Origin of the sequence: Ehrlichia canis str. Jake (assembly GCF_000012565.1) — a bacterium.
In the GTDB taxonomy this organism is placed as follows: domain Bacteria; phylum Pseudomonadota; class Alphaproteobacteria; order Rickettsiales; family Anaplasmataceae; genus Ehrlichia; species Ehrlichia canis.
The window spans coordinates 976,477-991,484 of record NC_007354.1 but is presented as its reverse complement, the minus strand read 5'-3'; the positions used below and the strand labels follow the sequence as shown (position 1 = coordinate 991,484).

Below are 15,008 nucleotides of genomic sequence, written 5' to 3'. Positions count from 1 at the left end.
GTAGCGTTTTCTTATGATATCCTGTGTATTAGGTATGTTATAGTGTGTTGTCAAACCTAAGATCTGGTTTTTGTTTACACTTGTATAAGTAGTTTGTCCAGCATGTAATATACTAATGAAAAACTGGTTTATAAAGTTATATAACAATATAAGTAAGTTTAAGTTTTTTAGAATTATTGCTTCATTTTTAGCAATATCTGTTTTTTTATTTTCAATTATAACCTATTGTGTTGTTTTTCATCACGATGATCCACTTGGTCCTGATCATAGTAAAGCTATCAAATTAGTATTTTTTGATTTGCTATTATTTATGTTATTGATTACTAGTGTATCACACAGATTAATCAATATATGGATACAAAGAAAAAGAGGACGCTTAGGTTCTCATTTGCAGACAAAAATTGTTCTAATGTTTTCAGTGGTAGCTGTTATACCAACAATTATTATTTCAGGTTTTTCTACCTTGTTTTTTAATTATAGTATTCAAGCTTGGTTCAATAAAAGAGTTGAAGCTGTTATGCATGAATCTATTCAAGTAGCTGAAGCGTATTTAAAAGAACATAAAAGGAATATTCGTTCAGATGTTTTAGCGATTTCACATTATATAGCTGGTCATAAGGTAATTTTGAATTATGATAAAGTAGCGTTACAAAATATTGTGCAAGCTAAAGCAGAGTTACTAGGGTTAGCTGAAGTATTAATTTTTCAGCCAGGTAGAGTGATAGCAAATAGTAAGTTTAGTTTCACATCAAGTTTTGACATGATTCCATGGTATGATTTAGATAAAATAGATAATGGTAAGATTGTTATTGTTATTAAAGAAGATATGATACGTGCCTTCCTTTTGCTTGATGGATTTTCATCTACTTATGTTATGGTAGGACGTTTTATTGATAGAAAAGTCACTTCACATTTATCTGCAACAAAAGGGGCAGTGAAGTCATATAGGGACCTACAATCGCAAATATCATCACTGCAAATACAATTTTCTATGATATTTATTTTAATATCATTGTTGTTATTGTTTACTGCTATTTGGTATGGCATTAACTTTGCTGGTGATATAGTTCGTCCATTATTAGACTTATTCTATGCTACAAGAAAAGTTCAAAAGGGTGATTTATCTTTTAAGATAGAAGAGGGTAAAGTTGGAGAAGAAATGTCTACGCTTGCACGTGCATTCAATCAAATGGTATCGCAACTTAATAGCCAGCGTTCACAATTGATAAAACTTTATCAAGATATGAATGAGAGAAGAGAGTTTATAGAAGCTGTTTTATCTGGTGTTTCTTCTGGAATAATAGCAGTTAATTGTGCTGGTATAATTACTTTGATGAATGAGAAAGCAAGGGAGTTATTATCTCCAGATGACATATTATACGGTGAGCTTGATGATATATTTCCTGAAATGTCTGACTTGCTTAAAAATTCTAAAATGAAAGATGAGATTGCTGTTGTAAGAAACAAGAAGTCGTTTACTTTATCTGTAAGAATAAAAATATTTGGTAGTATTAGTAAAGGTTATATTATTACCTTTGATGATATTTCAAGTTTGGTTGATGCTCAGAGATCAGCTGCATGGTCTGATGTTGCAAGGAGAATAGCCCATGAAATAAATAATCCTATTACTCCAATATATCTTGCTGCTGAAAGGTTAAGTAGTAAGTATCAAAATGAGATTGTTTCTGATAAGGAAAGTTTTATAAGGTATATTGAGACGATAATTCGTCATGTAACAAGTATTAGGTGTATTGTTGATGAATTTGCTAAATTTGCAAAGATGTCTGATCCAGTATTAGTTAAACATGATATTTGTAGTGTAGTAAAAGAATTGTCATTTTCTGGACAGTTTAGTCGTGGTATTGTAAATTATGAATTGAATATACCAAATCAGACGATTTTTGTTGCATTAGATAAAAGCCAGATTAATCATGTTTTTATTAATTTATTTAAAAATGCATGTGAATCAATTGATATGAAGTCTGATGTACAAGGTCTAATAACAATCAGTGTAATTGATGGTGAAGGTTATGTTTATGTGCAAATTCAGGATAATGGGATTGGGTTCCCAGAAGAACTTATAGATAAACTTACAGAACCTTATGTTACAACTCGTGTTCAAGGTACAGGATTGGGTTTATCTATAGTAAAGAAAATACTAGATGAGCATAATGCAACAATAAGTTTCTATAATATTGAAGGTGGTGGAGTGGTTAAGTTAACATTTGTAAAATGTAACGATCATAGTGATAATTAAAAGTAATATTATTTGATTATCATTAGGAATAAAATCAATATTAGTGTTAACAGTCAAGTCATCTTTGAAATATCCAATATGGAAATATGCTATATGATAAGCTTAATTAATGTAGTATTTTTCTGTACTGTTGTTTAAAATTTAGATTATGGAGTAAGATAAAAGTGTATGTTAATTGATAGTGTGAAAAATTTAGAACATATGTGTAATAATCTACTTATGTTGCAACCTAAGTTTATTGCAATTGATACTGAATTTATTAGGAATAGTAGTGAATATTACCCTAGGTTATGTTTAATGCAGGTTGCATATGGTAGGGAACAGTTTGTTATTGATGTATTAGCAAGTGATATGGATTTATCACCTTTAAATTCTATTTTGTATAATAAAAATATAGTAAAAGTTTTTCATGATTGTAGGCAAGATATAGATGCATTGTTAACAAAATTTCCAAAAATTCCTAATCCTATATTTGATACTCAAGTTGCTGCTATGTTTTGTTATTGTTATGAAAACGCTGTTGGATATTCTAGATTAGTAGAACAGTTTTTGGGAATTTCACTGGATAAATTAAGCTTGAAAAGATCTAATTGGATGCTGCGTCCATTATCTCCTGATAAAATTCAATATGCATTAAACGATGTTATATATTTGCATGAGCTTTATCAAATATTGTATGACAATCTAGTAGATTCTGGAAAGTTATTATGGTTCTTAGAGGAGATGGATAATATAGTGTTACAAGAACTTAACTATAGTAATGTTTGTGATATTCCTGATCTTTCTTCTGATATTACAAGAGAAGAAATTATTGTTGTGAAATCTGTAATTGAATGGAGGGAAAAATTAGCTCAATTTTTTAATCTTAACCGTGAATTGATATTAAGAAATAAGGTAATGCTGTCTTTAATTAAAGATTTTATTAGAAAGAGTGATATTAGTACTTTGAGTAAATACATAAAGAAAGAGTATTTAACACATGGTATAGTAGCTGATCTTTTGGAAATTATTAATAACAACCAAGATGTTAATGTTGATGAGTTATATAATATAGATACCAATTATAATCAATCTATTTTAAATGTACTGCTTATATTATTGTGCAACTTATGTTATAAAAATAATATCTCACAAAAACTAGTTACTTCTAAAGGTAGCTTAATTAAATTACTTAATGGTAAATTTAGTTATGTAATGAAGGGTTGGAGATATGAATTTTTCGGGTGTGAGATAGAAAAATTTATGCAAGGGAAATCCAAAATTATAGTTTCAGCACAAGTCTTAGATAATAATTTTATAGATATAATGACCACTTTAACAGATATGTAATCTAATATTGCTAGTTAAGAGTTAAATTAAAATATTATATATCATTGGTGTAATTACTTTTACAAGCTCAGTATTATTCAATTAATAATGAACATTTTTTTCATGTTAATATCAATATTTGTAAAGCTTTAAGTCAATATAGATTAATGTTGTTAAGAATAGAGATAAGTTGAATGGTATAGCTGTTTTGAATGAATGTAGACTTAATGTTATTGATTGGTGGTAAACAGTTTTTTAGTATTGTATTATTAGTATTTATAAATCCTTTGATCAATATAAGCAGTTTTATTAAAGATACAGATAGTTAAATATTAGAGGTAGTTGTACTGTTTTGAGTGAATACAGACTTAATGTTGTTGATTGGTGGTAAACAGTTTTTTAGTATTGTATTATTAGTATTTATAAATCCTTTGATCAATATAAGCAGTTTTATTAAAGATACAGATAGTTAAATATTAGAGGTAGTTGTACTGTTTTGAGTGAATACAGACTTAATGTGATTGGTTAGTAATAAACAGTTTTTTTATTATTGTATCATTAGTGTTTATAAATTCTTTGGTTGATAGTTTTATTAAGAGTAGTGTTTTTTAGGTATTAAATGTTGTTATTATAACTGTGTTGAACAAGTATAGACTTGATTTTGTTAATAAAAAGTCAGAGATTTTGATATACCAGATAATAGTATATTATAACTATTTTTGGTGCAGTATTATTAATTAGTAAGTGTATATGATTTTTCTATTATATTAACCTTGATTGAAATTTATAGATTAAAATAATTACAGTTAAAATACAGTATTATGAAGCTAAATGTAGTATTGTGCAAATTTATATTAAAGTAATAGTTGTGATGATTTGTAATGATGTCTTAATAAGATTGGTGGCATAAGTTTTATTGGATCAAATATTGGAATTTATTTTTTTTATATAGGGAAGATAAGTATTAATTATAGATAATGACATATCTTGTTAATGCTGTATTTTATTGTTCTCTATAAATTTTTTTACATGATAACAGCAGTAAATTGATTTTTGATGTAATATTACTAATTGCTAAAAATAAGCATTTGTTTTAGTAATACTAATTCTATTAAGTTTGTTATTTAGTAGTAATTGGTTTTTTTGATACTAGATTATTATTATGGTTTTCTTATGTATACTGAGTGTCTATTTTGGTATAAATATAAAACACTAGAATTTATAGAATGTTATTTAAAGTTTGCTTATTAGGATATTACTAATTTTCATTGGTATTTGGGCTGATGTACTGTAGCCATAAATCTTCTGTTAAAATCTGTATATTTAAGGATTGTGCTTTTTTGTATTTTGATCCTGGATTGTTTCCTACAATTAAAAAATCTGTATTTTTTGATAGTGATGATGAAACTTTTGCTCCTGCAGTCTCTGATTTTGTTTTTGCTTCATGTCTTGACATATTTGATAATTCACCAGTAAAAACTATGGTTTTTCCATGTAAAAGTGATAAATGAGATGTAGTTTTGGCATCTGTTATTGTTAGATGTCTTACTAAATTGTTTATTGTGTCTAAGTTATGTTGCTCTGTGAAAAACATTTTAAGAGAATGTATAGTTTTGTGACCTATTTGTTGTATGTTAAGTAGATAATTTTCATCTTGAGCTAATCTTAACATTTCATGATACCATTTTTCATATGATAGAAAATGTTTAGCTAATATTTTTGCTATATATTTTCCTACAAATCTTATGCCTAATGCAAAAATGAAATTCTCTAAGCTGATAGTTTTACTGTTGTTGATAGCAGAAAATAAATTATGTATGGATTTTTCTCCCCATCCATGTAGTGACTCTAATTTTAAATCACTGTTGCTTATTTTTTCTTCTAGTGTGAATATGTCAACAATATTTGTTATTAGGCCTTGTTCATAAAAAAATAAAAGCTGTTTTTTTCCAAATCCAATAATGTTAAAAGCATCTTTTGAGACGAAATGCTTAATTTTTTCTAAAATTTGGTTTTTACAAAATAATTCTCCTGTACAGTATATTGATACCTCTTGTTCTGCTTGAAATAAATTGCTGCCACATGATGGGCATGTTGTTGGAAAAATGAATTTTGTTAATTCCTGAGCTCTGAGATTTTTATCTACATCAACTACTTGAGGTATAACATCTCCTGCTCTTTTAACAATGACGTAATCACCTTCACGTATATCTTTACGTTCTATTTCACTTTTATTGTGTAAGCTTGCTCTTGTTACTATTACACCACCTATGTTAATTGGAGAAAGTTCTGCTATTGGTGTTAATACTCCGGTTCTACCAATCTGTATAGAAATTTTATTTACTAATGTTTTGGCTTCTGCAGCAGGAAATTTGTAAGCTATTGCCCACCTTGGTGATTTGTTGGTTGCGCCGAGAATATGTTGTGATTTTATATCATTGACTTTATATATTATTCCGTCAATGTCATAACTAATGTTGCTTCTATTGTTATAAAATTGGTTGTAAAAATTAAGAGCATCTTCAATATTATTTGTAGTGATAGTATGTTCATTAACACAAAACCCCAAAGTTTTTAATTGATTTAGTGTTTCTTCTTGTGTTAGACATTTAGTGTTAACTATTGTGTACATAAAGTATTTTAACTTGCGCTGAGCAGTAATATTGATGTCTAATTGTCTGACGGATCCAGCAGCAGCATTTCGCGGATTTGCAAAGTTGTTTCCATCTTTATTAAGTTGTATAAAATCACTACGATCTATGTATATTTCACCTCTTACTTCTAAAGAATCTGGTGCATTTTGTATGGTATGTGGTAGATTTTTTATAGTCTTTACATTATTTGTAATATTTTCACCGAAGTACCCATTACCTCTTGTTGATGCTTGAGAAATTTCTCCTTTTTTGTATATTACAGAAAATGATAATCCATCAATTTTTAATTCACAAGATATAGCTATAGATTGACTATTGTCCATGTCTAATAGCTTTTTAGTTCTTGTAATGAATTTTTCTATATCTTGCTGATTAAAAGCATTATCTAGGGAAAGCATTTTCTCTGCATGTTTTACCTTGGCAAATTTTGCATCTGGAGTACTACCTACGTTGTCTTGGTAGTTGTTATTTGATGCAAGTTCTGGAAATGATTCAAGTATTAAGTTTCTTTTGTGACATAACACATCATATTCAGCATCAGTGATTTGTGGGTTATCCTGTGTATAGTAAAGAAAGTCATGATGCTGTATTTGACTGTTTAGTTTATCTAACTCTAACTTAGCTTCTTCTTGCTTCATAATTAGCTTAAATAAAAATATTTTGTGTTATTGAGTTGAAATTAAATTGTTTTTACTAAATAATTCCTGAAGCTCTCCACTGTGGTACATTTCTTTAACTATGTCGCACCCACCAATAAACTCACCTTTGACATATAATTGTGGTATAGTAGGCCAATTTGTGAATTCTTTAATGGCCTCACGTAATTCTAAATCTTCTAATACGTTAATGCTCTTAAAGTTTACTTTCATTTTTTTTAAAATACTAACTACTACACTAGAAAACCCGCATTGTGGGAAATCAGCGTCTCCTTTCATGTATAAAACTACATCATTATTTTCTATATCATGTTTTATTTTATCCATTATATCGTTTTTCATAGTATATTACTTACACCCTGTTTGTATTTGTATTGCATGTATGTTTAATCCATCTAGCACTTTGTATATCATTCTATGTTGCTCTAGTTTTGATTTACCTTGAAACTGATTTGAGATTACTTTGATTGAATAGTGATTATTATCATTTACAAGGCTGGTAATAGTGACTTCAGCTTCTGGAAAAGCATCTTTTATTAGGGTTTCCAATTGAGATTGTATTATAGTCATTTTTAACAATTATAAATTGATATAGTGCTAGTTCAATATAGCATGCTTTAATATGTAGGTAAATAGTTAAAGCTATTAGAAATATATCATTTAAATATGTTTATGTTGAATGTGACAAACATTTAAAAATACGATATTGTAGGTGTGTTATCGCTATCAGATTTTACAACATTATTTTTTGTATAAGATTTGTATTTCAATACAATACTAAGTGGTAAATCTTTATATAGATGAATAATTAACATTCTTATGTTTTAAAACTTAGTCTTGAGTTATATCTATTAGATATATTGCGATGTCTTTATAGTAGTATTGTAATATTTTTATCAAAAACAAAAGTTTTATGTACCTCACAATGCACTATCTATTTTACTGATAATCTAGCTGTTATGTTATCTAGTTATATTGATTTGGTGTTTTAATTTCAATGATGATATTATGGTAGAAAATATCAAAATATACTTATTACAGTGGTTATAGTATTTCTATTGTATGAGTTTTAATATTTGATTTTCTAATATATCCTTAGATATATTACCATGTATTTGTAATATCATTTTGCCATTTTTATCGAAAACAAAAGTTTCAGGTACTGCTGTTACTCCTAATACACTTCCCATTTTACCAGAGTAGTCTTTAGCTATTTTAGTGTATGGGTCACCATGTTTTTTCAGCCATTCCTTTACTTTATGTTCTGTATCAAGGTAGTTTATGCCATATATTTTTATTGTTTTTTTCTCAGCAACTTCTACCCATAATTTATGTTCTTCTTGACATGTTGTACACCAGGAAGCAAATACATTGAGTATATATGGATGTCCAATCAGATCATTTGTGTCAAATACTTGATCTTCTGTAAAGAGTATAGGTAGTACTATTCTGTTTGTATTATCAGGTGCAGTATTTTTGTTTAGTAGCACTTTTGTAAATATTGCAACAAATGTAAAAAAACATACTAATAAAGCTGTAGCAATGATTTTCATAGTTCAATAAGATATTTTTTTAACATTTTTATATGACCTATTTCTACTGTATTAATATCAGTGAAAACATGCTTATTATTAAGTGGAATAATAGCTTTTGTAAAGCCTAGCTTATGAGCTTCTTTTAATCGTGAATCAATGCTTGATATGTTCCTGACTTCTCCTGATAAAGCTATTTCCCCTAGTATTATTATTGATGATGGAATTGCTACATTAATAAAGCTTGATATTAAGGATGCTGCAATAGCTAAATCTGCTGCTGGTTCACATATTTTTAATCCGCCAGCAATGTTAAGATAGACTTCTTTATCACCTAGAAATATATTGCATTTTGCAGTTAGTACAGCAATGATCATTGCCAATCTGTTGACATCCCAACCAACTACTGCTCTTCTTGGGGTAACCATATTTGTGTTTGCAATTAGTGATTGTATTTCCATTAATATAGGTCTTGATCCTTCAATACCAGCAAAAACTGCGCTACCAACTATGTTATTATTTTGTGATTTAGCTAAAAAAAGATATGAGGGATTTTTTACAGGGATTAATCCTTTATCAGACATTTCAAATACACCTATTTCATTAGTAGGTCCAAACCTATTTTTTACTGTGCGCAGAATTCGTAATTGACTATTGTTTTCTCCTTCGAAATATAATACTGTGTCTACCATGTGTTCTAGAGTTTTTGGCCCAGCTATTTGACCATCTTTTGTGATTTGTCCTAAGATAAATAGTATTATGTTGTGTTGTTTTGTGAATGTGATTAACTCATGAGTACACATACGTATTTGTACTACTGTTCCTGGTGATGATGATATCCTACTATCATATATAGTTTGTATTGAATCAATGACGACACATTTAAAATCTTTATTTTTTTTGAGTGACAAGATAATATCTGATAGTGATGAAGTAGATAATAATTGAATGTTTGATTGAGTGATTTGTAGACGATCTGCTCTTATTTTTATTTGGTCTATAGATTCTTCTCCTGATACATAAAGACACTTAGAGAAATTTTTATCTAAAATTGATGTTAATTGGAGTAGTAGTGTTGATTTTCCTACTCCAGGCTCTCCTCCGACAAGTGTACTGCTTCCTAAAACTATTCCACCTCCAAATACTCTATCTAGTTCACTGATTTTAGTAATAAAACGTGATGATATTTCTACATTTTTATCAGATAATGAGCTTAGCTTTATTTCAGAGTTATGTTGTGTGTTTATTAAATGTTCTGTAGCTGTTTCACCAGTAATACTATCCCAACTGCCACATGAATTGCATTTGCCAGTCCACCTGTGTGTTTGATTCCCACAAACTTGGCAGATATAGAGAACTTTTGTGGACATATCTAAAAATCATCAATTATGCTATATTAGTTGATTCTAGCAAATAAAAGGTATCTTAGCTACTTGAAGTTTCTTGATCTGCTTGTATTTTGTTATTGTTGCAGGATATATCAGAAAATTTAAATTCTTCTAAAAATGAATCATGTATTATTAATAAATATTTTATAGAATTGTTTTTTATATATTTGAAAGTGACAAATAAAATATATGAGTTTAATTATAATAATCTATGATAGCTTGAATAGTGTTGTATATTTTTAAAAATATAAATTAATGTATATCAATGATGTAAAAATTTTTTAATATTAAATATTTTTTTCTTAAGTAAAAGTTTTTAATTTGTGTTGATTGAAATATCCGTATTATTTTTTTTTATTAAGTATATTTTAGGAAAATACCTATATTACTTTAGGGGTCATATTTTATTGACGTGAAAAGTATGTAATGTTATTAACTAATAAAGTGTTATGAAAGGGATTAATTATATAATGAAAAAGGAAGCAGAGCATATACAACACTTAATAGACAGGGAATTAGCTTCCTCTAGGCCAATTGATGATGGCAATAAAATTACAAGTTATACAATAAGTTTTATAGCGTTTTTGTGGGCTTGTTTTCAATTGTTTATAGCGTCTCCATTGCCGTTTTGGTTGGTTGATCATGGTTTAGAATGGGCAGTATTTCCTGATGTAAAGTCTCGAGCTATTCATTTGGCGTTTGCATTTTCATTGTTATTTTTATTTTTGCCTATATCTAAAAATTCTAATAAAACCTTGAAAGCCTTGGATTGTGTTTCTGCAGTGCTATCTTGTATATCAGTGTTATATATTGTTGTATTTTATGAGGATTTATCATTTAGGATAGCGATGCCTAATGATCTTGATTTGATCATGGCATTTTTAGGACTTGTATTCCTGTTAGAAGGAGCAAGGCGGGCTATTGGTGCTCCCATAGCTATTATTGCTTTAATGTTTCTAATGTATGCTTATTTTGGAAATAGTATGCCGGATATTATTGCTCATAAAGGGCATAATTTTTCTGCTATTGCATCTCATGCATGGTTGTCTTCAGAAGGGGTATTTGGTGTAGCACTTGCTGTGTCTTCTAATTTTGTGTTTTTATATGTTTTATTTGGTGCGTTTTTAGATAAAGCAGGAGCTGGGAATTTCTTTATTAAGCTTTCATTTGCTTTACTTGGTAGATTTGTTGGGGGGCCAGCTAAAGCTGCTGTGATTGCTTCTGGTTTCATGGGTATGATGTCTGGTTCATCAGTTGCTAATACTATAACTATAGGTTCTTTTACAATCCCATTAATGAAGAAAATGGGTCTTAGTTCTGAAAAGGCTGCTGCTATAGAAGTATCAGCTGGTGTCAATGGGCAAATTATGCCTCCAGTTATGGGGGCAGCAGCGTTTTTAATGTCTGAATTCTTATCTATTCCTTATGCTACTATTGTAAAGTATGCTTTTGTACCTGCAGTCATGGTATATGTTACTTTACTTTATATTGTACATTTGGAAGCATGTAAGTTGGATATGCGTCCTGTTATTGACCTCACTAAAGCTAGATCCATTTATTTTAGCATTTTGAGATTTTTTATATCTGTGACGTGTTTAGTTATATTTTCATGTGTAGTTTATGTATTAATAGAAGGAATTAGCATATATGGGTTTTATATACCAGGGATTAAAGCTATATTTCTAGATAAAAGTATATATTGCATATCGTTAATTTTAATTTCTGTGTATATTGGTGTGTTATTTTATCAGTTCAAAGGGGAAAGAAAAAGAACTGTAGAGAATGATGAAGAAGAAAATAAGTGTCCAAGATTATCAGAAACTTTTAAGTATGGGATCCATTATTTTATTCCGATTTTTATTTTAGTGTGGTGCTTAATTGTTGAAAAGTTATCTTCTGCATTGTCTTGTTTTTGGACAAATTTATTTTTGATTTTTATGTTGCTTGCTAAAGACACAATATATGCTTTATTTGATAAACGAATAATGAATTTATGCTCTGTATTTTATGGAAGTATGAAGCAAGTATATGAAGCTATGGTTGTTGCTTCTAAAAATATGATTGCTATTGCAGTGGCAACTGGTGCTGCAGGGATAATAGTAGGGGCAGTATCATTAACTGGTTTTGGTTTATCAATTAGTGGATTACTTGATTCGATAGCTCATGGTAGTTTGTTTTTTACTTTATTAGTGACAGCAGTAATATGTATAGTGTTAGGTATGGGTATGCCTGCAACAGGGTGTTATATAATTGTATCAACTCTTATGGCTCCAATTTTAACTTCTGTTATACATAAAAGTGGTTTTTATGTTCCACAAATAGCTATTCATTTATTTGTATTTTATTTTGGGATTATGGCGGATGTTACCCCTCCTGTGGGGATAGCATCTTATGCTGCTGCTGCTATTGCAAAAGCTAATGCATTTAAAACTGGAGTGCAGTCTTTCTTATATAATATAAGAACTATGATTGTTCCATTTTTATTTATATTCAATACTGAGCTTATCCTATATGATGTTACCAACATATGGGATAATGTATTTGTAATTTTTGTTTCATTAGTTGGTATATTAAGTATTTCTGCTGCAATGCAGGGGTATTTTATTAGAAAAAATAAGTTATACGAATCTATTATGCTTCTGATGTTAGGTATAATACTGATTATGCCTAATTATATTGCTAAATTATTTGTTTCGCCTTACGATACTATACCATTTTCTAAGTTACACGATAAATTTGTAGTTCTTAAAGATAGTGCTATGAAATTTACTGTAGAAAGTAGAAAACAATCTGATGGTATAAGAAAAGAAGTAATAGTGCCATTGAAAGATAAGATACAGGGAGTTGAGTTTCAGGGTACATTATTTGATTTGTTAGATAAAAATATTGGGATTACTGTTGATCCAAATGGAACATCTAATAACCGTTTGGAAATTAAAGATATAGCAAGTTGGAGTTACATAGAACCATCTGATATGGATGAAAGCTATTGCATTGTTGAGTTAGCATTGTCATTGAAGAAAAATTATCATGTTACTTATGTTTATTTAATAGCTATTATATTATTGGTTTTAATAATCTTTTTGCAGACTAGAAAACGTGATTTGGTAAAGCGAGAATAGAATTTATGCTAGATGTAGCAGTTATTGGAATTATATCATTATCAGTAATAATTGGTGTTTTTAGAGGGTTTATCAAAGAAATATTTGGATTATGTGGTATTTGTATATCAGTATTATTGACTATTAAATATCATGGTTATTTTTCTAATTTGTATAGTCAGTATGTTGTTTCTGATATTATATCACAGATTTTGTCTACAATTACTGTCTTTATTTTGATAATTGTTGCTATGATGATTGTAAATGGATGGATTATGCATCTTTTGTCTTCAGTAAGATGTACTATAATTGATAGATTTGGTGGATTGCTTATAGGGTTTGTTAAGGGGATAGTTTTTTCATATTTCTTGTTTTTTATTATAGAAACCTCTTGTTATGCATTATCAGCTCCTAAAGATGGTGATGAAGAAGAAAAGGTTTTACCTTCTTGGTTTGTAAATTCTTATTATTACAATATATTTTATGTATTTAATACTTATGTAGATGATATTATACCTGAAACTACTCATGAGAAGATTCATGAAGTGGAGTCTGTAGTGCAAGATATCATTGAGAAAAAGCATACTGCTGATAGCATTAAAAAGAAAAAATTTAAGCACAAAGAATAATTATGATAGGAAAATTTAGTGTTATTTAGTTTGCATTGTAATTGAATAATAAAAACATCCAGTTAGCAAAATAATTAACTTGATTATAATGTAATATTTTATATAATGACGTAGTTAGTTTTTGTTAAGGAGAAGACGTGCCTTTATATGAATTTACTTTTATAGCACAGCAAGGGTTAACTCAGTATGAGTTGGAAGGCTTGGTAAAAGGTTTGTCTTCCTTATTAACAAAAAATGGTGCTGAACTTCTTAAGTATGAGTATTGGGGGCTCTTGGATTTTGCTTATACCATAGATAAGATGAATAAGGGGCATTATTGTATGATATATATCAAAGCAACTCCTAGTAGCATGGATGAGTTTAAGCGTAAGGTTAGGTTAAACGAAGATGTCTTGCGTTTCTTGTGTCTTAAGAAAGATAAGTTGCCAAAAGGTGATTCTTTGATGATACAAGCAAATCAAGTATAGTTGGATATTTATTATGTTGAAAAAAAATAAGAAAGCAAATTCTAATAATTCTAATGCTACTGCTTATTCCCCTTTGGCTTACCTAAAAAGGCCATATTTTAAAAGGTCTAAAGCTTGCCCATTAGAACAATGTCCAAATGAAGATATAGACTATAAAAATAAAACTCTATTATCTAAATTTACTTCAGAGTATGGGCGTATATTACCTAGTAGAATTACTTCTGTTTCATCTAGAAAGCAAAGGTTATTGTCTACTGCTGTAAAAAGAGCTCGTTATTTAGCTTTATTGCCTTATTGTTGATATTTGTTTGTAGGTTAATGATGTTATCAATTATTCTAAAAGAGAGTGTTAGAAATCTTGGTAAGGCTGGCGTAGTAACTAAAGTAAAGCCAGGGTATGCAAGGTATTTGTTAACACAAAAAAAGGCAGTTAGGGCAACTAAAGAAAATTTAAAGAATTTAGAAGAACAATATTTGGTCATTGAAAGAGAAAATTTAGAAAAATTGGAAGCGGCAAAAGCTTTAAAGTTATCTTTAGAAGATGAATTCCTGATTATAACTAGGCAGGCAGCTGATGATGGAAAGCTTTTTGGTTCTGTAACTCCAAAGTGCATATCTAAATTACTGTCTGATAAAGGGTACAATATACATTATCGTAATATATTTTTTTACTCTGTAATTAAGTATATTGGTGAGTATGTAGTTAATTTGGAATTACACCCTGACTTAGTACTTCCTATTACGCTTTATGTAGTTAAGAATGATCTAGGTGCTATGCAAGCACAAAAGTTACATGCAGAGAAGAAAAGAAAAATAGAAAAAGAAGTTGAAGAAGGAAGTGGTACGTCAGTAGATGAAAGTTTAAAGCTTGATAGCGTTAGTGATAGTATAGATACTAGTGGTGTAAATAGTAGTGATAAAGAAGAAGAAAATAACATTATAGAGTAATACAGTAGGGGTTATATCTAATATTGTAATAACGCTGTTAAGAGTTTGTTTTAGTTTATTACGGGGTT

General features: G+C 29.0%; 12 protein-coding genes. 7 read left to right on the top strand and 5 right to left on the bottom strand.

All coding sequences use genetic code 11. The features are described 5' to 3' along the window. Positions 1–115: 115 nt before the first annotated feature. Positions 116–2,257 (top strand): sensor histidine kinase NtrY-like, encoded by a 2,142-nt coding sequence (locus ECAJ_RS03610; protein WP_011304813.1) that lies wholly within the window; start codon positions 116–118, stop codon positions 2,255–2,257. Positions 2,258–2,425: 168 nt separating this feature from the next. Then, positions 2,426–3,586 carry a ribonuclease D gene (locus ECAJ_RS03605; protein ID WP_011304812.1) on the top strand — a complete coding sequence of 387 codons (1,161 nt, stop codon included), beginning with the start codon at positions 2,426–2,428 and terminating at the stop codon, positions 3,584–3,586. A 1,237-nt stretch (positions 3,587–4,823) separates the two neighbouring features. On the opposite strand, the gene ligA is transcribed toward ECAJ_RS03605, so the two are convergent. The 5 genes from ligA to radA form a co-directional block, all read right to left on the bottom strand. Continuing rightward, a complete protein-coding gene (gene ligA / locus ECAJ_RS03600) occupies positions 4,824–6,857 on the bottom strand; it encodes an NAD-dependent DNA ligase LigA (protein WP_011304811.1) in 2,034 nt (677 codons plus the stop codon). A gap of 27 nt (positions 6,858–6,884) precedes the next feature. Further along, entirely contained in the window at positions 6,885–7,217 is a 333-nt protein-coding gene (gene grxD, locus ECAJ_RS03595) for a Grx4 family monothiol glutaredoxin (protein ID WP_011304810.1), read from the bottom strand. A 6-nt stretch (positions 7,218–7,223) separates the two neighbouring features. Further along, positions 7,224–7,445 (bottom strand): BolA/IbaG family iron-sulfur metabolism protein, encoded by a 222-nt coding sequence (locus ECAJ_RS03590; protein ID WP_044262015.1) that lies wholly within the window; start codon positions 7,443–7,445, stop codon positions 7,224–7,226. A gap of 485 nt (positions 7,446–7,930) precedes the next feature. Continuing rightward, positions 7,931–8,428 (bottom strand): DsbE family thiol:disulfide interchange protein, encoded by a 498-nt coding sequence (locus tag ECAJ_RS03585; RefSeq protein WP_011304808.1) that lies wholly within the window; start codon positions 8,426–8,428, stop codon positions 7,931–7,933. Next, the gene (radA, locus tag ECAJ_RS03580) at positions 8,425–9,777 is read right to left on the bottom strand and encodes a DNA repair protein RadA (RefSeq protein ID WP_011304807.1); all 1,353 of its coding nucleotides are present in this window, start codon (positions 9,775–9,777) and stop codon (positions 8,425–8,427) included. Before radA ends, ECAJ_RS03585 begins: the two co-directional genes overlap by 4 nt. A 467-nt stretch (positions 9,778–10,244) precedes the next feature. Between radA and ECAJ_RS03575 the strand changes: the two genes are divergently transcribed. The 5 genes from ECAJ_RS03575 to rplI all read left to right on the top strand — a co-directional run bounded on the left by ECAJ_RS03575 (position 10,245) and on the right by rplI (position 14,940). Beyond that, positions 10,245–12,917, top strand: a complete 2,673-nt coding sequence (locus ECAJ_RS03575) for a TRAP transporter fused permease subunit (RefSeq protein WP_231243020.1) — start codon at positions 10,245–10,247, stop codon at positions 12,915–12,917. A 5-nt stretch (positions 12,918–12,922) separates the two neighbouring features. Continuing rightward, the gene (locus ECAJ_RS03570) at positions 12,923–13,525 is read left to right on the top strand and encodes a CvpA family protein (RefSeq protein ID WP_011304805.1); all 603 of its coding nucleotides are present in this window, start codon (positions 12,923–12,925) and stop codon (positions 13,523–13,525) included. A gap of 137 nt (positions 13,526–13,662) precedes the next feature. Beyond that, positions 13,663–13,992, top strand: coding sequence for a 30S ribosomal protein S6 (rpsF, locus tag ECAJ_RS03565; RefSeq protein ID WP_011304804.1), 330 nt, complete (start codon positions 13,663–13,665; stop codon positions 13,990–13,992). A gap of 13 nt (positions 13,993–14,005) precedes the next feature. Further along, positions 14,006–14,293: a 30S ribosomal protein S18 gene (rpsR, locus tag ECAJ_RS03560; RefSeq protein ID WP_011304803.1), complete on the top strand. Its 288-nt coding sequence runs from the start codon at positions 14,006–14,008 to the stop codon at positions 14,291–14,293. Between the two features lie 20 nt (positions 14,294–14,313). Further along, positions 14,314–14,940, top strand: coding sequence for a 50S ribosomal protein L9 (rplI, locus tag ECAJ_RS03555; RefSeq protein WP_011304802.1), 627 nt, complete (start codon positions 14,314–14,316; stop codon positions 14,938–14,940). Positions 14,941–15,008 lie beyond the last annotated feature (68 nt).